The organism is Agromyces chromiiresistens (assembly GCF_029167465.1).
In the GTDB taxonomy this organism is placed as follows: Bacteria; Actinomycetota; Actinomycetes; order Actinomycetales; family Microbacteriaceae; genus Agromyces; species Agromyces chromiiresistens.
Window position 1 is genome coordinate 708,213 of sequence record NZ_JARFNL010000001.1, and the last position, 19,669, is coordinate 727,881.

Below are 19,669 nucleotides of genomic sequence, written 5' to 3' on the forward strand. Positions count from 1 at the left end.
ACCCCGCCATGCCCGCGCGGTGTCGCGAAGTTCTCATAGACTGAGGCTTTTCCGAGTCACCGCCCGAGCGAACTGGAGGCCCAGTGTTGGATGCCGAGACGATGCGCTTCGTCGATGAGGCCGTTGGGTTGCCTGCCGAGGAGCTCGAGGCGGCGTTCGACCGGCTGGTCGACCTGCGCTCAGAGGGCGGCAAGGAGGCGAGCCGCGCGGCGGTTCCGTCGGCGAGCGAGAACTCGGAGCTCGATCACCGCATCCGTGCGGGGCTGCTCCCTCGGGCCGATGAGCTGGATGCCCATCTGGTGGGACTCCACTCCGATGCGCGGGCGGCGATCTCGACGACGGCCCGTGCGATCTTGAAGCGGCGGAAGCTGACGGTCGAGCAGTTCGCCGTGCTCGTCGAACCGTTCGCCGGGCGCGTCGGTCTTCCGGAACACGACGCCTGAAGCCCATGGGGAGTGCTCCCCATTCCCTCCCGCACCCCGCTGGGTAGACTTCCCGGGTGGCCGAGTGCTGACCGCCGCGGAGGCATCCGGCTCGCCCGGATCGGACACGACGAGCTGATCAGACCCAACTGAGGAAGGCGTACGCATGACGAGGTTCCGGAGTTTCGAGCCGGTCGCTCCCATTTCCGACGAAACGATCCGGGCCTACGAGGGACAGGTGCCCGCCGAGGTCACCGAGCTCTGGCGCACGGACGGCGCCGGCCTCGTCGGAGACGGCTACTTCCGCCTCGTCGATCCGGGCCGCGCCGCGCAGATGCTCGAGGGCGTCATCGGTCTGCCCGAGGCATCCACCGTGCTCTTCACGACGGCGCTGGGCGACCTGGTGGTGCACGTCAACGGGCTCTACCTCGTGTACAAGCCGCGCTGGGGGGTGATCGACCTCGTCGAGGGCGCGAGCTTCGACGAGCTGGTCGCCCTCGTCGAGGACCCGGCTCAGCGCGACGTCGCCTGGGAGTGGCAGCCGTACCCGGCCGCCCGCGACCGCGATGGCGCGCCCGGGTTCGAGCAGTGCTACGGTTTCGTTCCGTTGCTCGCGCTCGGTGGCCGGCCCGACGCGGGAAACCTGCAGCTGTCGGGCCTCTACGAGCACCTTGCGGTCATCGCGCAACTCGCCGGTCAGCCGCAGGTGCGCGCACACCTGCAGACGGCCTAGTCTTCGGCGATGGATGCCTCGGCTGAAAGGTCCGATCCGATCGTCGACTACGCCGCCGACGGGCGCGTCGTCACGTTTCCGTCGGCCGACGCGGTGCTCTCGATCGGTGACATGGAGATCCTGTACGAGATCCGCGCACGCGAGGGCGGCTTCGAACTGACGCGTCAGGCGCGGAACGAGGTCCCACGGCTGCTCGTGTCGAGCAGCGAGATGGGTCTCGTCCGGAAATACCTGCTCATGCTGCTGAGCGTGCACGTGCGCTCGCACCTCCGGCAGCGGCCCATCCGCTTCCCGGGTTCCCCTGAATCGCTTCCGGCAGGATTCGATCTCGAGACGGGCGAGGCCGAGCAGACGCTTCGCTGGGTGTCCGACGGCGAACCGCACGCGGCGATCTTCCCGCCCGGATCGACTGCCGCATCCGAGGCGGCGAAGTTCACCTCGGTCGCGCGCCGCACCGAGGAGGAGATCATCGCGTCGCTCGAGCACCCGGGCGGGCGCCCGCTGTTCCTCATACGCTGACCGCGATCCGAGGCGGAGAGCTCGCATGGGCGGAGTCGTACTCTTCGGGTGGCGTCGGTTCCGTGCCGACTCGCGCGCTGGCGATTTCGTGTCTGAAGGCGCGACGTGCCCGAGGTGAACGTCGGTGAGACCGCCATCGAGGGCAGCGTCATCGCGGTCCGCAGTCCGCTGCGAGCATGCGATCAGAGGCGCGGCGGCCGGACCGGACGCTCCGGCGCCGGCGTAGGACTGCCGGCGTTCAGACCGCGGGCGCGGGGATCAGTTCGACGCGGCGGAGTCGGTCGGCGACCACGAGGTCGCGGATGCCGACGTAGTCGTCGGCGAGCGTGAAGCGCAGGCCGCCACCCGGCTGCCCGAACCACGGCTGCACGAGCGCGGCCCGCACGAGCACGTCGCCGGCGGTGATGAAGCGGTGCAGCGCGGCGCCGTCGACCAGCGCGGTCGGCGGCAGGGCACGCGCCTCGACCGATGTGCCGCTCGGGAAGAGCTGCACGCCGTCGAGGGCGCCGATGCGGTCGAGCACGAGGCCCGCCGGCAGCTCGATGAGCAACGATGTACCGTCGGCCAGGCGCGCGCGGAGCTCGTCGTAGTGCCCAGTGGCGCTCGCGGCGACCGATGCGAGGGCCGTCTCGTTCGCTCGCTCGGGCGCGGGCAGCGGCCGGGCGAGGTACTCGAGCGCACCCGCCGACGCCTCCTCGGCGGTGGGCCAGCGTCGCAGCACGACGGCCTGGCCGTAGTCGACGGTCACGAGTTCGAACCCGGATGCGGCCGGTCTGAGCACGAGCCCACCCTGCAGCGGCTCGTCCGTCTCGCCGGGCAGCAGCAGGTCGCGCGGGCCGAGGCCACGCTCGGCCAACGCTCGTCTCAGATCCTCGAACATGCGGTCAACGATAGCCGCTGGCGAGGGTTCGCGCCCGGGCCGGGCATGGGGAGAACTCCCCATGCACGGCGAGGCCCGCCATGCACCGGCGGAGCCCGCGTCGTCCCCGGCCACCGGGCCTGCATGGGATGCTGGTTGGCATGAGACTCGAACTCGATGCGCCGAACACCGCATGGCTGCGCGTTCCGGCCGAGGCGGCGATCGACGGCGACGAGGCCGCGGTGTGGGCCGATGACGTGGTCGCGGGCTTCCTCCGTCGCCATCCCGATACGACGGCCGAACGGCTCGACGCCGTGCGCGCACTCGCCGCGGGAGCGCCGTCGCGCATCCTGCCGGGCGCGGCCGTCGGACTGCTGTACCTGCCCGGCCCCGGTGCGGCGGCGCTCGTCGTGAGCATCGGCGTCACCGAGCCGCAGCAGATCGCGGGCTCGCTCGTGCGCGCGCTGCTCGGCGATGCCGAGCTCGAGGGGCGCCCCGCCGTCGACCCGATCGAGGTCGCCGGCCTCGGCACGGGCATCGCGGTGCGCTGCCGGTTCGCGCCCCAGCCCGGCCTGCGTCCGGCTGCCGGCCTGGCCTACCTCCTGCAGGGCGATCGCGCGACCGTTCGCGTCATGGTGAGCCCCGCACCCGAGGAGCTCGTCGCGCACGCGGCGGCGTCGCTCGACTCGATCGTCCGTTCGCTCCGCGTCGTCGACTGACGCGAGGCCGCACCGGCCGTCCCGGCGACGCGGCCGGCGATCGGGCGTAGCCTCGAGAGATGGCCGACGACGAGCTCCGGACGCGCAACGCGTGGGTGGTCGCGAGCTTCGCGGCGGCGCTCGACCTCGCGCTCGTCGTCTGCGGCTTCGGCTTCGTGAGCCTCCTCTTCGACCTCGAAGTGGTCGGCGATCCGGCGGTCGGCATCTTCGTCGCCCCCGCGGCGGTCGCGGCATCCGTCGTGGCGGTGTTCGTGAGCCTGGGCGCTCTGCTGCGGCATCCCGAGCGCGCGGTCGTGACCGTGCTCGTGGCCACGCTCGCCTCGTGGCTCGCGTTCGTCGCGGTCGCGACGATCGGCCGGCTGCTCGGCTCGTCGGACGCCCCTGCCGAGAGCGTGCGGTTCGGTCTCGTGTTCGGGCTCGGCTGGTTCGGCCTCATCGTGCCGGCGTGCGCGTTCGTCACGGCCGCGTTCGCGGTGCTCGTCGCGCGCGGTCGGCAGGGCGGCATGGAGCGCCCGCGCTGGCCCTGGGAGCGCGACGACGAGCAGTAGGGATGCCTTGCGCGGCGCGCCAGTCGTTCGCCGCCTCGGCCCGCCGCGGCGCCGCGCGCAGTATCGTGAACCCGATGGAGGGTTCGGTCGAGGCGCGCGTGAGCCACGAGGTCGACCGCTGGCTGCAATGGCTGCCGCGGTGGCGGCCGGGAACGCACCGTGCCCGGGTCCGGCTCTGCCAGCGCTGCTTCGGGTCGCCGATCATCGCGGCGGCGGGTCTCGACGTCGACGTGCCGCACCCCGTGCAGCACGCCTTCTCGATGCGCATGAAGGGCATCATCGACGACGCCGTCGACGACTACACGGCGCGCAACCTGCCGATGCTGCACCGCGAGATCCGCCTCGCGGAGGAGCGCAAGGCCAGGCGACCGTATCGGGCGGGGGAGGGGCTCGACCCCGAGTACCTCGGACTCGAGCTCGACCCCGAGCCGGTGCCCGACCAGCCGTTCCTGTTCACGCTCGGCGGTCTCGAGGCGACGGCGGCGGCCGAGGCGAACGAACCCGCACCGCGCCCCTTCACCCCGGAGGAGAAGGAGGCGCTGCGCGAGGAGGTGCGGCTCGCCGACGAGTTCGCCAAGCAGCTCGGTCGACGCATCTGCGTCGAACTCGCCCAGCACCGCTATCGCATCGGCAACGCCGTCGAACGTCTCGTCGAGCCGCAGGTCGCCGACATGCTCGCCGACCTCGACCGCGAACTCGACGCGCCGGGCTGGGCCGGGTGACCGTCGCCGGCGTCGCAGGGGCCTCATTCCGCGTTCTCCCCGTCCGCGAAGCCGGCGCCGTTTGACCGCAACGTTACGGGGCATTACCATTGATCGGGTGTGCGCGTTCACGCGCGCGCATTCGGGTGCCCGCGGACTTCTGCGGCTCACCCCCACGGCATACCCACCATCCAAGGTCCCGCAGTTCTGCGGCGCCGGCGGGTCTGATGTGAAATCCATCATCAGCTGTCACCGTGCAGCACAACAAGGAGAAGCAGTGCCAACCATTCAGCAGTTGGTCCGCAAGGGTCGCTCGCCGAAGGTCACCAAGACCAAGGCTCCCGCCCTGAAGGCCAACCCCCAGCAGCGCGGCGTGTGCACGCGTGTGTACACGACCACCCCGAAGAAGCCGAACTCGGCGCTCCGCAAGGTCGCCCGTGTGAAGCTCTCGAACGGCACCGAGGTCACGGCCTACATCCCCGGTGAGGGCCACAACCTGCAGGAGCACTCGATGGTGCTCATCCGCGGCGGTCGTGTGAAGGACCTCCCCGGTGTGCGCTACAAGATCGTCCGTGGCGCGCTCGACACGCAGGCCGTGAAGAACCGCAAGCAGGGCCGCAGCAAGTACGGCGCGAAGATGGAGAAGAAGTAATGCCTCGTAAGGGACCCGCTCCGAAGCGCCCCGTCGTCGCCGACCCGGTGTACGGCTCGCCGGTCGTCAGCCAGCTCGTCAACAAGATCCTGATCGACGGCAAGAAGGACCTCGCGCAGCGCATCGTCTACGAGGCGCTCGAGAACGTCGCCGCCAAGTCGGGCCAGGACGCGGTCGCCACCCTCAAGAAGGCGCTCGACAACGTGCGCCCGACCCTCGAGGTGCGCTCGCGCCGCGTCGGCGGTTCGACCTACCAGGTCCCCGTCGAGGTCAAGCCCCACCGCGCGAACACCCTGGCGCTCCGCTGGCTCACCAGCTACGCCAAGGCCCGCCGCGAGAAGACCATGACCGAGCGTCTCACCAACGAGATCCTCGACGCCTCGAACGGCCTCGGTGCCGCGGTCAAGCGCCGCGAAGACACGCACAAGATGGCCGAGTCGAACCGCGCGTTCGCCCACTACCGCTGGTAGTCGGGCCGAGCGGATGCCTCGGCGCTCGCCGTGGCATCCGCTCTCCCTCTCACTTCCGTTCCTGAACCTCCCGGAGGAACCCCCGTGGCACAAGACGTGCTCACCGACCTGAGCAAGGTCCGCAACATCGGCATCATGGCCCACATCGATGCCGGCAAGACCACCACAACCGAGCGCATCCTGTTCTACACGGGCGTCAACCACAAGCTCGGCGAGACCCACGACGGCGCCTCGACGACCGACTGGATGGAGCAGGAGAAGGAGCGCGGCATCACGATCACGTCTGCCGCCGTGACCTGCTTCTGGAACAAGAACCAGATCAACATCATCGACACCCCCGGCCACGTCGACTTCACGGTCGAGGTCGAGCGCTCGCTCCGCGTGCTCGACGGCGCGGTCGCCGTCTTCGACGGCAAGGAGGGCGTCGAGCCTCAGTCCGAGACGGTGTGGCGTCAGGCCGACAAGTACAACGTGCCGCGCATCTGCTTCGTCAACAAGATGGACAAGCTCGGTGCCGACTTCTACTTCACCGTCGACACGATCGTCAACCGCCTGGGCGCCAAGCCGCTCGTGCTCCAGCTCCCGATCGGTGCCGAGAACGACTTCATCGGTGTCGTCGACCTGATCGAGATGCGCGCCCTCGTGTGGCCCGGCGACGCCAAGGGCGACGTGACCATGGGTGCCAAGTACGAGGTCCAGGAGATCCCCGCCGACCTCAAGGACAAGGCCGACGAGTACCGTCAGGTCCTGCTCGAGACCGTCGCCGAGACCGACGACGCGCTGCTCGAGAAGTTCTTCGGCGGCGAGGACCTCACGGTCGCCGAGATCAAGGGCGCCATCCGCAAGATGGTCGTCAACTCCGAGATCTACCCGGTGCTCTGCGGCTCGGCGTTCAAGAACCGCGGCGTGCAGCCGATGCTCGACGCGGTCATCGACTTCCTGCCGTCGCCGCTCGACGTGCCCGCCATCGAGGGCCGCAACCCGCGCAACGAGGAAGAGATCATCGAGCGTCACCCCGACGCGAACGACCCGTTCGCCGCGCTGGCGTTCAAGGTCGCGGTGCACCCGTTCTTCGGCCGCCTCACCTACGTGCGCGTCTACTCGGGTCACCTCGACTCGGGTGCCCAGGTCGTCAACTCGACCAAGGGCAAGAAGGAGCGCATCGGCAAGATCTTCCAGATGCACGCCAACAAGGAGAACCCGGTCGACTCGGTCACCGCGGGCAACATCTACGCGGTCATCGGCCTCAAGGACACGACCACGGGCGACACCCTGTGCGACCCCGACAACCAGGTCGTGCTCGAGTCGATGACCTTCCCCGAGCCCGTCATCGAGGTCGCCATCGAGCCGAAGACCAAGGCCGACCAGGAGAAGCTCGGCACCGCGATCCAGAAGCTCGCCGAAGAGGACCCGACGTTCCGCACCGAGCTCAACCCCGAGACCGGCCAGACCGTCATCAAGGGCATGGGCGAGCTGCACCTCGACATCCTCGTCGACCGCATGAAGCGCGAGTTCAAGGTCGAGGCGAACGTCGGCAAGCCGCAGGTCGCGTACCGCGAGACCATCAAGCGCGCGGTCGAGCGCCACGACTACACCCACAAGAAGCAGACGGGTGGCTCGGGCCAGTTCGCGAAGATCCAGTTCGCGCTGGAGCCGCTCGAGGTCGAGGGCGACAAGATCTACGAGTTCTCGAACGAGGTCACGGGCGGTCGCATCCCCCGCGAGTACATCCCCTCGGTCGACGCGGGCTTCCAGGACGCCATGCAGTACGGCATCCTCGCCGGCTTCCCGATGGTGGGCGTCAAGGCGCGCCTCATCGACGGTGCCGCCCACGACGTCGACTCCTCGGAGATGGCGTTCAAGATCGCCGGCTCGATGGGCTTCAAGGAAGCCGCTCGGAAGGCGAACCCCGTTCTGCTCGAACCGCTGATGAGCGTCGAGGTCCGTACTCCCGAGGAGTACATGGGCGACGTCATCGGCGACCTGAACTCGCGCCGCGGCCAGATCCAGTCCATGGAGGACGCCGCCGGTGTGAAGGTCGTGCGTGCGCACGTCCCGCTCTCGGAGATGTTCGGTTACATCGGCGACCTGCGGTCGAAGACCTCGGGCCGCGCCGTGTACTCGATGGAGTTCGAGAGCTACGCGGAGGTCCCGAAGGCTGTCGCCGACGAGATCGTCCAGAAGAACAAGGGCGACTGAGTCTCCCTAGCGGGGGCTCCGGCCCTTCGCCCGCACGAACCTTCCGGTTCGCGTAACATAACAACACAACCCCCGTAGCACGCCGGTCGCAATCCAGCGCCCGGAGTTCCTACACGAGTCCTGAGGAGGACCCACAGTGGCTAAGGCCAAGTTCGAGCGGACCAAGCCGCACGTCAACATCGGTACGATCGGTCACGTCGACCACGGCAAGACGACGCTCACCGCCGCGATCTCGAAGGTGCTCGCCGACAAGTACCCGTCGGCCACCAACGTGCAGCGCGACTTCGCGTCGATCGACTCGGCTCCCGAAGAGCGTCAGCGCGGCATCACGATCAACATCTCGCACGTCGAGTACGAGACGCCGAAGCGCCACTACGCGCACGTCGACGCCCCGGGTCACGCCGACTACATCAAGAACATGATCACCGGTGCGGCTCAGATGGACGGCGCGATCCTCGTGGTCGCGGCGACCGACGGCCCGATGGCCCAGACCCGCGAGCACGTCCTGCTCGCCAAGCAGGTCGGCGTGCCGTACCTGCTCGTCGCCCTCAACAAGAGCGACATGGTCGACGACGAGGAGATCCTGGAGCTCGTCGAGCTCGAGGTCCGCGAGCTGCTCTCGTCGCAGGGCTTCCCCGGCGACGACGCTCCGGTCGTCCGCGTCTCGGGCCTGAAGGCGCTCGAGGGCGACGAGAAGTGGGTCCAGTCGGTCCTCGACCTCATGGAGGCCGTCGACGAGTCGATCCCCGACCCGGTGCGCGACAAGGACAAGCCGTTCCTCATGCCCGTCGAGGACGTCTTCACCATCACCGGCCGTGGCACGGTCGTCACGGGTCGCGCCGAGCGCGGCACGCTGAAGATCAACTCCGAGGTCGAGATCGTCGGCATCCGCCCGACGCAGAAGACCACGGTCACGGGTATCGAGATGTTCCACAAGCAGCTCGACGAGGCCTGGGCCGGCGAGAACTGCGGTCTCCTGCTCCGCGGCACCAAGCGCGAGGACGTCGAGCGCGGCCAGGTCGTCGTGGCGCCGGGTTCGGTCACCCCCCACACCAACTTCGAGGGCACTGCCTACATCCTCTCGAAGGACGAGGGCGGCCGTCACAACCCGTTCTACGCGAACTACCGCCCGCAGTTCTACTTCCGCACCACCGACGTCACCGGCGTCATCACGCTGCCCGAGGGCACCGAGATGGTCATGCCCGGCGACACCACCGACATGACGGTCGAGCTCATCCAGCCGATCGCCATGGAGGAGGGCCTCGGCTTCGCCATCCGCGAGGGTGGCCGCACCGTCGGCGCCGGTACCGTCACGAAGATCATCAAGTAATCTTCGCGACTGCGACCTGAGGGGGTCGGGCTTCCACCGGAGGCCCGGCCCCTTCGTCGTACGCGGCGAGGGTCGGGACGGCGTCGGATTCTCCGGATCGGAGGCCCGGCCCCCTTCGTCGTACGCGGTGAGGGTCGGGACGGCGTCGGATTCTCCGGACTGGAGGCACGGCCCCCTTCGTCGTACGCTGGGTGACGATGGGCGGTTCCCCCACCCTCCTCGCTCGATCCGCGGTACGTCCCGAGATCCAGGCTCTCCGGGCCGTGGCCGTGGGCGCGGTCGTGCTCCATCATGGCTGGCCGGCCGTCGCGCCGGCCGGGTACATGGGCGTCGACGTCTTCTTCGTCGTCTCCGGCTTCCTCATCACCGGCCTCCTCATGCGCGAGGCCGAGCGCGTCGGGCGCATCTCCCTGCGCGACTTCTACCTGCGCCGTGCACGACGCATCCTCCCCGCGGCGATGGCCACGCTCCTGGCCGTGTCGGCGCTGACGCTGCTCCTCGTCCCGCAACGGGAGTGGCGGCAGTGGTTCCGCGAGATCGTCGCGTCGGCGCTCTACTACGAGAACTGGCAGCTCGCCGCCGACTCGCAGATCCCGCGGCGCGCCGATCTCGAGTCCACCCCGGTCCAGCACTTCTGGTCGCTCTCGGTCGAGGAGCAGTTCTACCTGTTCTGGCCGCTCCTGCTCATCGCGGCGCTGTGGTTCGCCGCCCGGCACAGGGCCGGCTCGGCGGCCGTGGTGCTGACCCTGCTCGGCGCGGTCACGATCGCGTCGTTCGCGCACTCGATCGCGCTCACCGCGCAGGATGCGAACCTCGCCTACTTCTCGACCTTCGCGCGGACGTGGGAATTCGGCATCGGCGGCATCCTCGCGATCGCGAGCCGGTCGCCCCTCACGGGTCGGGCGGGACTCCGCGCCGCGGTCTCATGGGCAGGACTCGTGCTCATCGCGGTGCCGATCCTGACCTTCCGTGCACCCGAGGTCTTCCCCGGGGCCGTCGTGCTCGTGCCCGTCGCCGGCACCCTCGCCGTCATCTGGGCGGGCATGCCGGAGGTGGCGTGGTCGCCGGCTGGGCTCGCCGGCCTCCGGCCCGTGCAGTGGATGGGCGACGTCTCGTACTCGCTCTACCTCTGGCACTGGCCGATCTTCATGTTCGTGCCCTACCTGACCGGAATGCCGAGCCCGCCCTGGCTGATGGTGCTGCTCGTCGCACTGTCGTTCGCGGTCGCGGGTCTCTCGAAGCGCTTCATCGAGGATCCGTTCCGGCACGGGCGGCGAGGACGGCGCCTCCGGCCCGTCTTCCTGCTGTCGGGGCTCGCCGGGCTGATCGTCGTCATCGTCGGTGCGGGCATCGTCGCGCCGGGCATCGCGGCAGAGCGGGCGGTCGCCTGCGAGCGGGAGTGACGCGCGGGCTCAGCGCATCTCGGTGCCGTCGATGACCGTGTGCACGTCGATCGCTCCCTCGACGCTGCGGCCCACCGTGCACGCCCGTTCGATCGACCGCACCATGATGTCGAGGAGCTTGTCGCGCTCGGCCGGCTCCAGGCCCGACAGGTCGAGCAGCAGTTCCTCGCCGATGCGCTCGTACTTGTTGGATGCCTCCTCCGACTGCCCGTGCGCCCACACCGTGAGCTCGGCGTCGTCGCCGAGGCGGCGCGACATCGGCCGGTCGACCGAGAGGCCGACGCAGCCGGCGAGGGCGAGCTTCAAGAGCTCGCCGGGGGAGAAGTGCACGCCCTCGACGTCGAGGCCGCCGATCGCGACCGTCGCCCCGCGGGCATTGCGACCGACGTAGCGGCGCGTGCCGACGCGGGTCGCCGAGACGCTGCCCGGCGCCTCCTTCGAACTCGGCTGCGGCCTGGTCTCCGACATGTGGGCTCCTCCTCGGTTCGCACGTGTCCCTCCATCATGTCGGAGCCCGGAGGCGAGGCATCCCGATCAGCGGAGAACCGGCGCGATCGCCGGCGAATCTGCGGGCTCGCTGGGAGTCGAGCGTGCGCGACACGCCCGGGTTGCACGCACCCTCCGAATGTGGCAAACTCGTTGAGTTCAACATTTCGAACGCGGGCCCCTGTGCGCGCGTTCGAATCACTGTCAGGCAGTGCATAGCCACCCGCCGTTCCCACGGAGCGCAGTCGGGGTCAGGCTAGGCCGCAGGCAGCAGAACACACAACCGACCACCACACGCCCGGGGCGACCCGTGCGCGTGCGCGCCGGTTGGGGCTCGAAGGTCGAGCGTGTCGAGAGCACCGCCCCGGGTGACCGGGCGGGTGGTTTCGACAGGCTCGATCACCGGCCTTTGACAGAAGAACAGTGGTGCTTCACACGGAGTGACTACGCGGCGTCCGATGCCCTCGGAAGGGGTAAGACGCCTTGACAGAGAGAGAGTCAGCAATGGCGGGACAGAAGATCCGCATTCGACTGAAGTCGTACGACCACGAGGTCATCGACACCTCGGCGCGCAAGATCGTCGACACGGTGACCCGCGCGGGTGCCACGGTCGTCGGCCCCGTGCCGCTTCCGACCGAGAAGAACGTGGTGTGCGTCATCCGTTCGCCCCACAAGTACAAGGACAGCCGCGAGCACTTCGAGATGCGCACCCACAAGCGCCTCATCGACATCGTGGACCCGACGCCCAAGGCCGTCGACTCGCTCATGCGTCTCGACCTCCCGGCCGACGTCAACATCGAGATCAAGCTCTGAGGTAACAGATGTCTTCCGCTACCAAGAACGTGAAGGGTCTGCTCGGCACCAAGCTCGGCATGACCCAGGTGTGGGACGAGAACAACAAGCTCGTCCCGGTGACGGTCATCGAGATCGCTCCCAACGTGGTCACGCAGATCCGCACCGCTGAGAAGGACGGCTACGAGGCCGTCCAGATCGCCGCCGGCGCCATCGACCCGCGCAAGGTCTCGCAGCCGCTCAAGGGCCACTTCGAGAAGACGGCCGGCACCACGCCCCGTCGCCACGTGACCGAGATCCGCACCGCCGACGCGTCGAGCTACGCGACGGGCCAGGAGCTCACCGTCGACGCGACCTTCGAGGCCGGCCAGCTGGTCGACGTCGTCGGCACGTCGAAGGGCAAGGGCTTCGCCGGTGTCATGAAGCGCCACAACTTCAAGGGCGTCTCCGCTTCGCACGGTTCCCACCGCAACCACCGCAAGCCCGGCTCGATCGGTGCTTCGTCGACCCCCAGCCGTGTCTTCAAGGGCATGCGCATGGCCGGTCGCATGGGTGGCGAGCGCGTGACCGTGCTGAACCTCCGCGTGCACGCCGTCGACGCCGAGAAGGGCCTCATGCTCGTCAAGGGCGCGGTTCCCGGTGCTCGCGGCCGCCTCGTTTTCGTCCGCAACGCAGTGAAGGGGGCGTAGTCCATGGCTACCGCCAACACCATCGACGTGCTCGACGCGACCGGCAAGAAGTCCGGCACGGTCGAGCTGCCCGCCGAGCTCTTCGACGTTCAGACGAACGTCCCGCTCATCCACCAGGTCGTCGTCGCCCAGCTCGCCGCTGCGCGCCAGGGCACGCACAAGACCAAGACCCGCGGCGAGGTCTCGGGTTCGGGCCGCAAGCCCTTCAAGCAGAAGGGCACCGGCCGTTCGCGCCAGGGTTCGGTCCGCGCTCCCGAGCACAAGGGCGGTGGCACGGTCCACGGCCCGCAGCCGCGCGACTACTCGCAGCGCACGCCCAAGAAGATGATCGCCGCTGCGCTCCTCGGTGTGCTCAGCGACCGTGCCCGCGGCTCGCGCATCCACGCGGTCGAGGGATTCGTCGCCGGTGACGTCGCGAAGACGAAGGACGCGGTCGCGCTCCTCGGCAAGATCGCGCCGGCCAACCGCTTCCTCGTGGTCCTCGCCCGTGGCGAGGAGCTCAGCGAGCGCGCGGTCCGCAACATCGAGACCGTGCACGTGCTGCCGGTCGACCAGCTGAACGCCTACGACGTGGTCGTCTCGGACGACATCGTCTTCAGCACCGCCGCGCTCGAGGCCTTCGTGGCCGCGAAGTCGGCGAAGAAGGAAGAGGTCTCCGCATGAGCGCCGCACAGAACAAGGACCCGCGCGACATCATCATCGCGCCGGTCGTCTCGGAGAAGAGCTACGGCCTGATCGACGAGGGCAAGTACACGTTCATCGTGGACCCCCGCTCGAACAAGACCGAGATCAAGCTCGCCATCGAGAAGATCTTCAACGTCCAGGTGGCGTCGATCAACACCCTGAACCGCCAGGGCAAGACCCGCCGCACCCGGTTCGGCATGGGCAAGCGCAAGGACACCAAGCGCGCGATCGTCACCCTCAAGTCCGGCTCGATCGACATCTTCACGGCTGTCGGCTAAGGAGCAGAGGAAGAACTATGGCTATTCGTAAGTACAAGCCCACGACCCCGGGTCGTCGCGGTTCGTCGGTCGCCGACTTCGCGGAGATCACGCGCTCGACGCCCGAGAAGTCGCTGCTCCGCCCGCTGTCGAAGACCGGTGGTCGCAACAACCAGGGCCGCATCACGACCCGTCACATCGGTGGTGGCCACAAGCGCCAGTACCGCGTGATCGACTTCCGTCGCAACGACAAGGACGGCGTGCCCGCCAAGGTCGCTCACATCGAGTACGACCCCAACCGCACCGCCCGCATCGCGCTGATCCACTACATCGACGGCACGAAGCGCTACATCCTCGCGCCGAACAAGCTCAAGCAGGGCGACCCGATCGAGGCCGGCGTGAACGCCGACATCAAGCCGGGCAACAACCTGCCGCTCAAGAACATCCCGACCGGTACCGTCGTGCACGCCATCGAGCTCCGCCCCGGCGGCGGCGCGAAGCTGGCCCGCTCGGCCGGCGCCTCGGTGCGTCTCGTCGCCAAGGACGGCCCCTACGCGCAGCTCCGCCTGCCGTCGGGCGAGATCCGCAACGTCGACGCGCGCTGCCGCGCGACCGTCGGCGAGGTCGGCAACGCCGAGCAGTCGAACATCAACTGGGGCAAGGCCGGCCGCAAGCGCTGGAAGGGCGTCCGCCCGACCGTCCGCGGTGTCGCGATGAACCCGATCGACCACCCGCACGGTGGTGGTGAGGGCAAGACCTCCGGTGGTCGTCACCCGGTCAGCCCGTGGGGTCAGCCCGAGGGTCGCACCCGTCGCCCCAACAAGGAGAGCGACAAGCTCATCGTCCGTCGTCGCACCGTCGGCAAGAAGCGCAAGTAGGAGTAGAAGAAGATGCCGCGCAGTCTCAAGAAGGGCCCCTTCGTCGACGAGCACCTGCTTCGCAAGGTCGCCGTGCAGAACGAAGCCGGTTCGAAGAACGTCATCAAGACGTGGTCGCGTCGCTCGATGATCGTCCCCGCCATGCTGGGTCACACGATCGCCGTGCACGACGGCCGCAAGCACATCCCGGTGTTCGTCACCGAGACCATGGTGGGCCACAAGCTCGGCGAGTTCGCCCCCACCCGCACCTTCCGTGGACACGTGAAGGACGACAAGAAGGGCCGCCGCCGCTGACGCGGTGGTGTGAAGGAGGAAAGAAATGGTGGAGTCGATCGCACGCGTGCGACACATCCGCGTGACCCCCATGAAGGCCCGCCGCGTCGTCAACCTGATCCGCGGCAAGCAGGCTCAGGAGGCCCTGGCCATCCTGAAGTTCGCCCCGCAGGGTGCGAGCGAGCCCGTGTACAAGCTCGTCGCCTCGGCCATCGCGAACGCTCGCGTCAAGGCCGATGCCACGAACACCTACCTGGACGAGCAGGACCTCTACGTGAAGACGGCGTTCGTCGATGAGGGCACCACCCTCAAGCGATTCCAGCCGCGCGCGCAGGGCCGTGCCTTCCGCATCAACAAGCGCACGAGCCACATCACCATCGTGCTCGGCACGCCCGAGGAGGGTACGAAGTAATGGGTCAGAAGGTCAACCCGTACGGCTTCCGTCTCGGCATCACCACCGACCACGTGTCGCGGTGGTTCTCCGATTCGACGAAGCCCGGTCAGCGCTACTCCGACTACCTCGCCGAGGATGTCAAGATCCGTCGCCTGCTCCAGACGTCGCTCGACCGCGCCGGTGTCTCGCGCATCGAGATCGAGCGCACCCGCGACCGCGTCCGCGTGGACATCCACACGGCGCGTCCCGGCATCGTGATCGGCCGCCGCGGCGCCGAGGCCGAGCGCATCCGCGCCGACCTCGAGAAGCTCACCGGCAAGCAGATCCAGCTCAACATCCTCGAGGTGAAGAACCCCGAGGCCGACGCCCAGCTCGTCGCGCAGGGCATCGCCGAGCAGCTCTCGGCTCGTGTGGCGTTCCGCCGCGCGATGCGCAAGGGCCTGCAGGGCGCGCAGCGCGCCGGCGCCAAGGGTGTCCGCATCCAGGTGTCGGGCCGTCTCGGCGGCGCCGAGATGAGCCGCTCGGAGTTCTACCGCGAGGGCCGCGTGCCCCTGCACACGCTCCGCGCGAACATCGACTACGGCTTCTACGAGGCCAAGACCACCTTCGGCCGCATCGGCGTGAAGGTCTGGATCTACAAGGGCGACATCACCAACAAGGAACTCGCGCGCGAGCAGGCGGCCCAGAAGCCGTCCCGCGACCGCAACGACCGTCCCCGCCGCGACCGCGCCCCCAAGGCCGAGCCGGCGACCGCAGGAGTTGAGGCATAACCATGTTGATTCCCCGTCGAGTCAAGTACCGCAAGCAGCACCACCCCGGCCGCTCGGGCCAGGCCACCGGCGGCACCAAGGTGTCGTTCGGCGAGTACGGCATCCAGGCGCTCACGCCCGCTTACGTGACCAACCGTCAGATCGAGTCCGCTCGTATCGCGATGACCCGTCACATCAAGCGCGGCGGCAAGGTGTGGATCAACATCTACCCCGACCGTCCGCTCACCAAGAAGCCGGCCGAGACCCGCATGGGTTCCGGTAAGGGTTCGCCCGAGTGGTGGGTCGCCAACGTCAAGCCGGGTCGCGTCCTCTTCGAGGTCTCGGGCGTCTCCGAGGAACTCGCCCGCGAGGCGATGACCCGTGCCATCCACAAGCTGCCCCTCAAGGCACGCATCATCAAGCGCGAGGAGGGCGACGCATAATGGCCGTCGGCACCAAGGAGCTCAGCCCCGCAGAGCTCGACACCTTTGAAGACGAGCGACTCGTCGACGAGCTGAAGAAGGCCAAGGAGGAGCTGTTCAACCTGCGCTTCCAGTCGGCCACCGGCCAGCTCGAGAGCCACGGCCGACTGAAGGCCGTCAAGCGCGACATCGCCCGCATCTACACGGTCATCCGTGAGCGCGAGCTCGGCATCCGTGCCACTCCCGCGCCGGTCGAGGCGGCCCCCGCCAAGACCGAGAAGAAGACGAAGAAGGCCAAGGCCGAGGCAGAAGCCCCGGCCGAGGCCGCTGAGACGAAGGAGGCCTGACATGGCTGAGACCAAGAAGGCTGCGGCCGAGGTCGCCGAGGCTGAGCTCGTTGAGACCGCAGAGCACCGTCCGTACCGCAAGGTGCGCCGCGGCTACGTCGTCAGCGACAAGATGGACAAGACCATCGTCGTCGAGGTCGAGGACCGCGTGAAGCACCCCCTCTACGGCAAGGTCATGCGCCGGACGTCGAAGGTCAAGGCGCACGACGAGCAGAACACCGCCGGCATCGGCGACCTCGTCGTGATCAGCGAGACCCGTCCCCTTTCCGCCACGAAGCGCTGGCGTCTCGTCGAGATCGTCGAGAAGGCCAAGTAAGCCTCGCCGGCTTGCTCAGAGAAGGAGTTCGAAGTGCTTCAGCAGGAATCACGAGTCAAGGTCGCCGACAACACCGGCGCCAAGGAGCTGCTCACCATTCGCGTGCTCGGCGGCTCGAAGCGTCGCTACGCCGGCCTCGGTGACGTCATCGTCGCGACCGTCAAGGACGCGATCCCCGGCGGCAACGTCAAGAAGGGCGATGTGGTCAAGGCCGTCATCGTCCGCACCGTCAAGGAGACCCGTCGTCCCGACGGCTCCTACATCAAGTTCGACGAGAACGCCGCGGTCATCCTGAAGAACGACGGTGACCCCCGCGGCACCCGTATCTTCGGCCCGGTCGGTCGCGAGCTTCGCGACAAGAAGTTCATGAAGATCATCTCGCTGGCACCGGAGGTTATCTAAGTCATGGCCAACATCAAGAAGGGCGACCTCGTCCAGGTCATCTCGGGCCGCAGCCAGGCTCGCGGCGGCGACCGCGGCAAGCAGGGCAAGGTCCTCGAGGTGCTCGTCGCCGAGAACCGCGTCATCGTCGAGGGCGTCAACTACGTCACGAAGCACGTGCGCGTCGGCCAGACCCAGCGCGGCACGAAGACCGGTGGCATCGAGACCCAGGAGGCGCCGATCCACGTCTCGAACGTCGCGATCGTCGACCCCGAGTCGAAGAAGCCGACCCGCGTCGGCTTCCGCACCGAGCAGGTGACGAAGGACGGCGTCACGAAGACCGTCCGCGTCCGCTACGCCAAGAAGTCAGGTAAGGACCTGTAATGACCGACACGGCAACGCAGGCTGGCAAAATCCAGCCGCGACTGAAGACCAAGTACCGCGGCGACATCGCCAAGGCCCTCACCGAGCAGTTCGACTACGCGAACCCGCACCAGGTGCCCGGCCTCGTGAAGATCGTCGTGAACATGGGTGTCGGCGAAGCCGCCCGCGATGGCAAGGTCATCGACGGCGCGATCGCCGACCTCACGAAGATCACCGGCCAGAAGCCGCAGGTGACGAAGGCCCGCAAGTCCATCGCGCAGTTCAAGCTGCGCGAGGGGCAGCCGATCGGTGCGCACGTGACGCTCCGCGGCGACCGCATGTGGGAGTTCCTCGACCGCCTGCTCTCGCTCGCACTGCCCCGCATCCGCGACTTCCGCGGCCTCAGCGACCAGCAGTTCGACGGCCACGGCAACTACACCTTCGGTCTCACGGAGCAGAGCGTGTTCCACGAGATCGACCAGGACAAGATCGACCGCGTCCGCGGCATGGACATCACCGTGGTGACCACCGCCTCGAACGACGACGAGGGTCGTGCGCTGCTCAAGGCGCTCGGCTTCCCGTTCAAGCAGGTCGAGAACGCGTAAAGCCTGCGTGTAGTAGACTCTACGAGTTTGTGCTCGAGCCGCCGGCTCCCGACGCATCGGGGGCCGGCCGGCCCGAGACATCCGGCCTCACGCAACCGCTGAGGCCACCACCACAGGTCAGTCCCCGTGTAACGGGTCCTGAAACCTGGTGAACGTTAGGAACGAATCGTCATGACGATGACCGACCCGGTCGCTGACATGCTGACCCGTCTGCGGAACGCGAACTCCGCACACCACGACTCCGTGTCGATGCCCCACTCGAAGCTCAAGGGCCACATCGCCGAGATCCTCAAGACCGAGGGCTACATCGCCGACTTCGAGGTCGCCGACGCTCGCGTGGGCAAGACCCTCACGCTGAAGCTCAAGTTCGGCCCGAACCGCGAGCGCTCGATCGCCGGTATCAAGCGCGTCTCGAAGCCCGGCCTCCGCGTCTACGCGAAGTCGACCGAGCTGCCCAAGGTGCTCGGCGGCCTCGGCGTCGCGATCCTGTCCACTTCCAGCGGTCTGCTCACCGACCGCCAGGCCGAGAAGAAGGGCGTGGGTGGGGAAGTCCTCGCCTACGTGTGGTAATCAGCTATGTCGCGTATTGGACGACTTCCCATCGACATCCCCGCCGGCGTCACCGTGACGATCGACGGCCAGGATGTGACCGTCAAGGGCCCGAAGGGTGAGCTCGCGCTCACCGTCGCCGCTCCCATCGTGGCCAAGGTCGAGGACAACCAGGTCGTCGTGACCCGTCCCGACGACGAGCGCGCTTCGCGCTCGCTGCACGGCCTGACCCGCACGCTCATCGCCAACGACATCATCGGCGTGACCCAGGGCTACGCCAAGGGCCTCGAGATCGTCGGCACCGGTTACCGCGTCGCGCAGAAGGGCAGCGCCGTCGAGTTCGCGCTCGGCTTCTCGCACCCGGTGACCGTCGAGGCGCCCGCCGGGATCACCCTGACCGTCGAGGGCAACAACAAGCTCACGGTCGCGGGTATCTCGAAGCAGGCCGTCGGCGAGACCGCCGCCAACATCCGCAAGATCAAGAAGCCCGAGCCGTACAAGGGCAAGGGCATCCGCTACGCCGGCGAGGTCGTGCGTCGCAAGGCCGGAAAGGCTGGTAAGTAATCATGGCCGTGAAGAGCAAGACGGCTTCGCGTTCGCGTCGCCACACCCGCCTTCGCAAGAAGATCGTCGGCACGGAGGTCCGCCCCCGTCTCGTCGTCACCCGTTCGGCCCGCCACGTCTTCGTGCAGGTCGTCGACGACGCCAAGGGCCACACCCTCGCGTCGGCGTCGACCATGGAGGCCGACCTCCGCGCGTTCGACGGTGACAAGACCGCCAAGGCCAAGAAGGTCGGCGAGCTGGTCGCCGAGCGCGCCAAGCAGGCCGGCGTCGAGGCGGTCGTGTTCGACCGCGGCGGCAACAAGTACGCCGGTCGCGTCGCCGCGATCGCCGATGGAGCGCGAGAGGCAGGGCTGAGCCTGTGAGCG

Annotated in this window: 30 protein-coding genes; 28 read left to right on the plus strand and 2 right to left on the minus strand. The window is 68.2% G+C overall.

The genetic code is table 11. From position 1 onward, the window contains the following. Nucleotides 1–101 precede the first annotated feature (101 nt). The 3 genes from PX701_RS03085 (at nucleotide 102) to PX701_RS03095 (ending at nucleotide 1,674) form a co-directional block, all read left to right on the plus strand. Entirely contained in the window at nucleotides 102–443 is a 342-nt protein-coding gene (locus tag PX701_RS03085; protein WP_275505455.1) for a hypothetical protein, read from the plus strand. Between the two features lie 145 nt (nucleotides 444–588). Beyond that, on the plus strand, nucleotides 589–1,155 hold the full coding sequence (locus tag PX701_RS03090) for a T6SS immunity protein Tdi1 domain-containing protein (protein ID WP_231430086.1): 567 nt from the start codon (nucleotides 589–591) through the stop codon (nucleotides 1,153–1,155). 9 nt (nucleotides 1,156–1,164) lie between these two features. Further along, nucleotides 1,165–1,674, plus strand: coding sequence for an Imm61 family immunity protein (locus PX701_RS03095; protein WP_231430087.1), 510 nt, complete (start codon nucleotides 1,165–1,167; stop codon nucleotides 1,672–1,674). Between the two features lie 238 nt (nucleotides 1,675–1,912). Here PX701_RS03095 and PX701_RS03100 read toward each other — a convergent pair whose 3' ends face one another. Beyond that, entirely contained in the window at nucleotides 1,913–2,554 is a 642-nt protein-coding gene (locus PX701_RS03100) for a TNT domain-containing protein (RefSeq protein WP_231430088.1), read from the minus strand. Between the two features lie 140 nt (nucleotides 2,555–2,694). On the opposite strand from PX701_RS03100, the gene PX701_RS03105 reads away from it, so the two are divergent. The 8 genes from PX701_RS03105 (at nucleotide 2,695) to PX701_RS03140 (ending at nucleotide 10,555) form a co-directional block, all read left to right on the plus strand. Next, entirely contained in the window at nucleotides 2,695–3,252 is a 558-nt protein-coding gene (locus PX701_RS03105; protein ID WP_275505456.1) for a hypothetical protein, read from the plus strand. A gap of 59 nt (nucleotides 3,253–3,311) precedes the next feature. After that, on the plus strand, nucleotides 3,312–3,800 hold the full coding sequence (locus PX701_RS03110; RefSeq protein WP_275505457.1) for a DUF6121 family protein: 489 nt from the start codon (nucleotides 3,312–3,314) through the stop codon (nucleotides 3,798–3,800). A gap of 74 nt (nucleotides 3,801–3,874) precedes the next feature. Further along, the gene (locus PX701_RS03115; protein ID WP_231430091.1) at nucleotides 3,875–4,522 is read left to right on the plus strand and encodes a spermidine/putrescine ABC transporter substrate-binding protein; all 648 of its coding nucleotides are present in this window, start codon (nucleotides 3,875–3,877) and stop codon (nucleotides 4,520–4,522) included. Nucleotides 4,523–4,778: 256 nt separating this feature from the next. Continuing rightward, nucleotides 4,779–5,153, plus strand: a complete 375-nt coding sequence (gene rpsL, locus PX701_RS03120) for a 30S ribosomal protein S12 (protein WP_022893888.1) — start codon at nucleotides 4,779–4,781, stop codon at nucleotides 5,151–5,153. Further along, nucleotides 5,153–5,623: a 30S ribosomal protein S7 gene (rpsG, locus tag PX701_RS03125; protein WP_136708465.1), complete on the plus strand. Its 471-nt coding sequence runs from the start codon at nucleotides 5,153–5,155 to the stop codon at nucleotides 5,621–5,623. The genes rpsL and rpsG overlap by 1 nt, the downstream gene beginning before the upstream one ends. 84 nt (nucleotides 5,624–5,707) lie before the next feature. After that, nucleotides 5,708–7,822 carry an elongation factor G gene (gene fusA, locus PX701_RS03130; protein ID WP_275505458.1) on the plus strand — a complete coding sequence of 705 codons (2,115 nt, stop codon included), beginning with the start codon at nucleotides 5,708–5,710 and terminating at the stop codon, nucleotides 7,820–7,822. A 136-nt stretch (nucleotides 7,823–7,958) separates the two neighbouring features. Continuing rightward, nucleotides 7,959–9,152 (plus strand): elongation factor Tu, encoded by a 1,194-nt coding sequence (gene tuf / locus PX701_RS03135; RefSeq protein WP_231430092.1) that lies wholly within the window; start codon nucleotides 7,959–7,961, stop codon nucleotides 9,150–9,152. Nucleotides 9,153–9,349: 197 nt separating this feature from the next. After that, the gene (locus tag PX701_RS03140; protein ID WP_275505459.1) at nucleotides 9,350–10,555 is read left to right on the plus strand and encodes an acyltransferase family protein; all 1,206 of its coding nucleotides are present in this window, start codon (nucleotides 9,350–9,352) and stop codon (nucleotides 10,553–10,555) included. A gap of 9 nt (nucleotides 10,556–10,564) precedes the next feature. Here PX701_RS03140 and PX701_RS03145 read toward each other — a convergent pair whose 3' ends face one another. Further along, a complete protein-coding gene (locus PX701_RS03145) occupies nucleotides 10,565–11,023 on the minus strand; it encodes an OsmC family protein (RefSeq protein WP_231430094.1) in 459 nt (152 codons plus the stop codon). 522 nt (nucleotides 11,024–11,545) lie between these two features. Here PX701_RS03145 and rpsJ point away from each other — a divergent pair. The 17 genes from rpsJ to rplR all read left to right on the plus strand — a co-directional run bounded on the left by rpsJ (nucleotide 11,546) and on the right by rplR (nucleotide 19,666). Then, nucleotides 11,546–11,854, plus strand: coding sequence for a 30S ribosomal protein S10 (rpsJ, locus tag PX701_RS03150; protein WP_017201594.1), 309 nt, complete (start codon nucleotides 11,546–11,548; stop codon nucleotides 11,852–11,854). Nucleotides 11,855–11,862: 8 nt separating this feature from the next. Next, complete coding sequence (gene rplC / locus PX701_RS03155; protein ID WP_231430095.1) at nucleotides 11,863–12,522, plus strand: 50S ribosomal protein L3; 660 nt, start codon at nucleotides 11,863–11,865, stop codon at nucleotides 12,520–12,522. A gap of 3 nt (nucleotides 12,523–12,525) precedes the next feature. Continuing rightward, nucleotides 12,526–13,185 (plus strand): 50S ribosomal protein L4, encoded by a 660-nt coding sequence (rplD, locus tag PX701_RS03160; protein ID WP_231430096.1) that lies wholly within the window; start codon nucleotides 12,526–12,528, stop codon nucleotides 13,183–13,185. After that, a complete protein-coding gene (gene rplW, locus PX701_RS03165; protein ID WP_231430097.1) occupies nucleotides 13,182–13,484 on the plus strand; it encodes a 50S ribosomal protein L23 in 303 nt (100 codons plus the stop codon). Before rplD ends, rplW begins: the two co-directional genes overlap by 4 nt. A 17-nt stretch (nucleotides 13,485–13,501) precedes the next feature. Beyond that, nucleotides 13,502–14,341 (plus strand): 50S ribosomal protein L2, encoded by an 840-nt coding sequence (gene rplB, locus PX701_RS03170; protein WP_231430098.1) that lies wholly within the window; start codon nucleotides 13,502–13,504, stop codon nucleotides 14,339–14,341. Between the two features lie 12 nt (nucleotides 14,342–14,353). After that, the gene (rpsS, locus tag PX701_RS03175) at nucleotides 14,354–14,635 is read left to right on the plus strand and encodes a 30S ribosomal protein S19 (protein WP_231430099.1); all 282 of its coding nucleotides are present in this window, start codon (nucleotides 14,354–14,356) and stop codon (nucleotides 14,633–14,635) included. Nucleotides 14,636–14,660: 25 nt separating this feature from the next. Next, on the plus strand, nucleotides 14,661–15,026 hold the full coding sequence (rplV, locus tag PX701_RS03180) for a 50S ribosomal protein L22 (RefSeq protein ID WP_092668524.1): 366 nt from the start codon (nucleotides 14,661–14,663) through the stop codon (nucleotides 15,024–15,026). Next, a complete protein-coding gene (gene rpsC, locus PX701_RS03185; RefSeq protein ID WP_231430100.1) occupies nucleotides 15,026–15,778 on the plus strand; it encodes a 30S ribosomal protein S3 in 753 nt (250 codons plus the stop codon). Before rplV ends, rpsC begins: the two co-directional genes overlap by 1 nt. Nucleotides 15,779–15,780: 2 nt before the next feature. After that, a complete protein-coding gene (gene rplP, locus PX701_RS03190) occupies nucleotides 15,781–16,200 on the plus strand; it encodes a 50S ribosomal protein L16 (RefSeq protein ID WP_022889731.1) in 420 nt (139 codons plus the stop codon). Beyond that, nucleotides 16,200–16,526 carry a 50S ribosomal protein L29 gene (gene rpmC, locus PX701_RS03195; protein ID WP_231430101.1) on the plus strand — a complete coding sequence of 109 codons (327 nt, stop codon included), beginning with the start codon at nucleotides 16,200–16,202 and terminating at the stop codon, nucleotides 16,524–16,526. Before rplP ends, rpmC begins: the two co-directional genes overlap by 1 nt. Before the next feature lies 1 nt (nucleotide 16,527). Continuing rightward, complete coding sequence (rpsQ, locus tag PX701_RS03200) at nucleotides 16,528–16,842, plus strand: 30S ribosomal protein S17 (RefSeq protein ID WP_231430102.1); 315 nt, start codon at nucleotides 16,528–16,530, stop codon at nucleotides 16,840–16,842. A 33-nt stretch (nucleotides 16,843–16,875) separates the two neighbouring features. Beyond that, a complete protein-coding gene (gene rplN / locus PX701_RS03205; RefSeq protein ID WP_156999952.1) occupies nucleotides 16,876–17,244 on the plus strand; it encodes a 50S ribosomal protein L14 in 369 nt (122 codons plus the stop codon). A gap of 3 nt (nucleotides 17,245–17,247) precedes the next feature. Next, entirely contained in the window at nucleotides 17,248–17,607 is a 360-nt protein-coding gene (gene rplX / locus PX701_RS03210; RefSeq protein WP_231430103.1) for a 50S ribosomal protein L24, read from the plus strand. Continuing rightward, entirely contained in the window at nucleotides 17,607–18,191 is a 585-nt protein-coding gene (rplE, locus tag PX701_RS03215; RefSeq protein ID WP_231430104.1) for a 50S ribosomal protein L5, read from the plus strand. The genes rplX and rplE overlap by 1 nt, the downstream gene beginning before the upstream one ends. Nucleotides 18,192–18,362: 171 nt before the next feature. Beyond that, nucleotides 18,363–18,761, plus strand: a complete 399-nt coding sequence (gene rpsH, locus PX701_RS03220; protein WP_231430105.1) for a 30S ribosomal protein S8 — start codon at nucleotides 18,363–18,365, stop codon at nucleotides 18,759–18,761. A gap of 6 nt (nucleotides 18,762–18,767) precedes the next feature. Next, the gene (rplF, locus tag PX701_RS03225; protein ID WP_231430106.1) at nucleotides 18,768–19,304 is read left to right on the plus strand and encodes a 50S ribosomal protein L6; all 537 of its coding nucleotides are present in this window, start codon (nucleotides 18,768–18,770) and stop codon (nucleotides 19,302–19,304) included. A 2-nt stretch (nucleotides 19,305–19,306) separates the two neighbouring features. Further along, on the plus strand, nucleotides 19,307–19,666 hold the full coding sequence (gene rplR / locus PX701_RS03230) for a 50S ribosomal protein L18 (protein WP_231430107.1): 360 nt from the start codon (nucleotides 19,307–19,309) through the stop codon (nucleotides 19,664–19,666). The last annotated feature ends 3 nt before the right edge of the window (nucleotides 19,667–19,669 follow it).

Excerpts from the sequence above, each read along its gene's own strand:
- rpsQ (WP_231430102.1), top strand. The coding sequence starts at position 16,528 with ATGGCTGAGACCAAGAAGGCTGCGGCCGAGGTCGCCGAGGCTGAGCTC.
- PX701_RS03085 (WP_275505455.1), top strand. The coding sequence starts at position 102 with ATGCGCTTCGTCGATGAGGCCGTTGGGTTGCCTGCCGAGGAGCTCGAG.
- rplB (WP_231430098.1), top strand. The coding sequence starts at position 13,502 with ATGGCTATTCGTAAGTACAAGCCCACGACCCCGGGTCGTCGCGGTTCG.
- PX701_RS03095 (WP_231430087.1), top strand. The coding sequence starts at position 1,165 with ATGGATGCCTCGGCTGAAAGGTCCGATCCGATCGTCGACTACGCCGCC.
- rplR (WP_231430107.1), top strand. The coding sequence starts at position 19,307 with ATGGCCGTGAAGAGCAAGACGGCTTCGCGTTCGCGTCGCCACACCCGC.
- PX701_RS03105 (WP_275505456.1), top strand. The coding sequence starts at position 2,695 with ATGAGACTCGAACTCGATGCGCCGAACACCGCATGGCTGCGCGTTCCG.
- rpsH (WP_231430105.1), top strand. The coding sequence starts at position 18,363 with ATGACGATGACCGACCCGGTCGCTGACATGCTGACCCGTCTGCGGAAC.
- PX701_RS03115 (WP_231430091.1), top strand. The coding sequence starts at position 3,875 with ATGGAGGGTTCGGTCGAGGCGCGCGTGAGCCACGAGGTCGACCGCTGG.
- rpmC (WP_231430101.1), top strand. The coding sequence starts at position 16,200 with ATGGCCGTCGGCACCAAGGAGCTCAGCCCCGCAGAGCTCGACACCTTT.
- rplX (WP_231430103.1), top strand. The coding sequence starts at position 17,248 with ATGGCCAACATCAAGAAGGGCGACCTCGTCCAGGTCATCTCGGGCCGC.
- rplP (WP_022889731.1), top strand. The coding sequence starts at position 15,781 with ATGTTGATTCCCCGTCGAGTCAAGTACCGCAAGCAGCACCACCCCGGC.
- PX701_RS03145 (WP_231430094.1), bottom strand. The coding sequence starts at position 11,023 with ATGTCGGAGACCAGGCCGCAGCCGAGTTCGAAGGAGGCGCCGGGCAGC.
- rpsC (WP_231430100.1), top strand. The coding sequence starts at position 15,026 with ATGGGTCAGAAGGTCAACCCGTACGGCTTCCGTCTCGGCATCACCACC.
- PX701_RS03090 (WP_231430086.1), top strand. The coding sequence starts at position 589 with ATGACGAGGTTCCGGAGTTTCGAGCCGGTCGCTCCCATTTCCGACGAA.
- rplW (WP_231430097.1), top strand. The coding sequence starts at position 13,182 with ATGAGCGCCGCACAGAACAAGGACCCGCGCGACATCATCATCGCGCCG.
- rpsG (WP_136708465.1), top strand. The coding sequence starts at position 5,153 with ATGCCTCGTAAGGGACCCGCTCCGAAGCGCCCCGTCGTCGCCGACCCG.
- rplC (WP_231430095.1), top strand. The coding sequence starts at position 11,863 with ATGTCTTCCGCTACCAAGAACGTGAAGGGTCTGCTCGGCACCAAGCTC.
- rplD (WP_231430096.1), top strand. The coding sequence starts at position 12,526 with ATGGCTACCGCCAACACCATCGACGTGCTCGACGCGACCGGCAAGAAG.
- rplE (WP_231430104.1), top strand. The coding sequence starts at position 17,607 with ATGACCGACACGGCAACGCAGGCTGGCAAAATCCAGCCGCGACTGAAG.
- PX701_RS03110 (WP_275505457.1), top strand. The coding sequence starts at position 3,312 with ATGGCCGACGACGAGCTCCGGACGCGCAACGCGTGGGTGGTCGCGAGC.
- rpsJ (WP_017201594.1), top strand. The coding sequence starts at position 11,546 with ATGGCGGGACAGAAGATCCGCATTCGACTGAAGTCGTACGACCACGAG.
- PX701_RS03140 (WP_275505459.1), top strand. The coding sequence starts at position 9,350 with ATGGGCGGTTCCCCCACCCTCCTCGCTCGATCCGCGGTACGTCCCGAG.
- rplV (WP_092668524.1), top strand. The coding sequence starts at position 14,661 with ATGGTGGAGTCGATCGCACGCGTGCGACACATCCGCGTGACCCCCATG.
- rpsS (WP_231430099.1), top strand. The coding sequence starts at position 14,354 with ATGCCGCGCAGTCTCAAGAAGGGCCCCTTCGTCGACGAGCACCTGCTT.
- PX701_RS03100 (WP_231430088.1), bottom strand. The coding sequence starts at position 2,554 with ATGTTCGAGGATCTGAGACGAGCGTTGGCCGAGCGTGGCCTCGGCCCG.
- rplF (WP_231430106.1), top strand. The coding sequence starts at position 18,768 with ATGTCGCGTATTGGACGACTTCCCATCGACATCCCCGCCGGCGTCACC.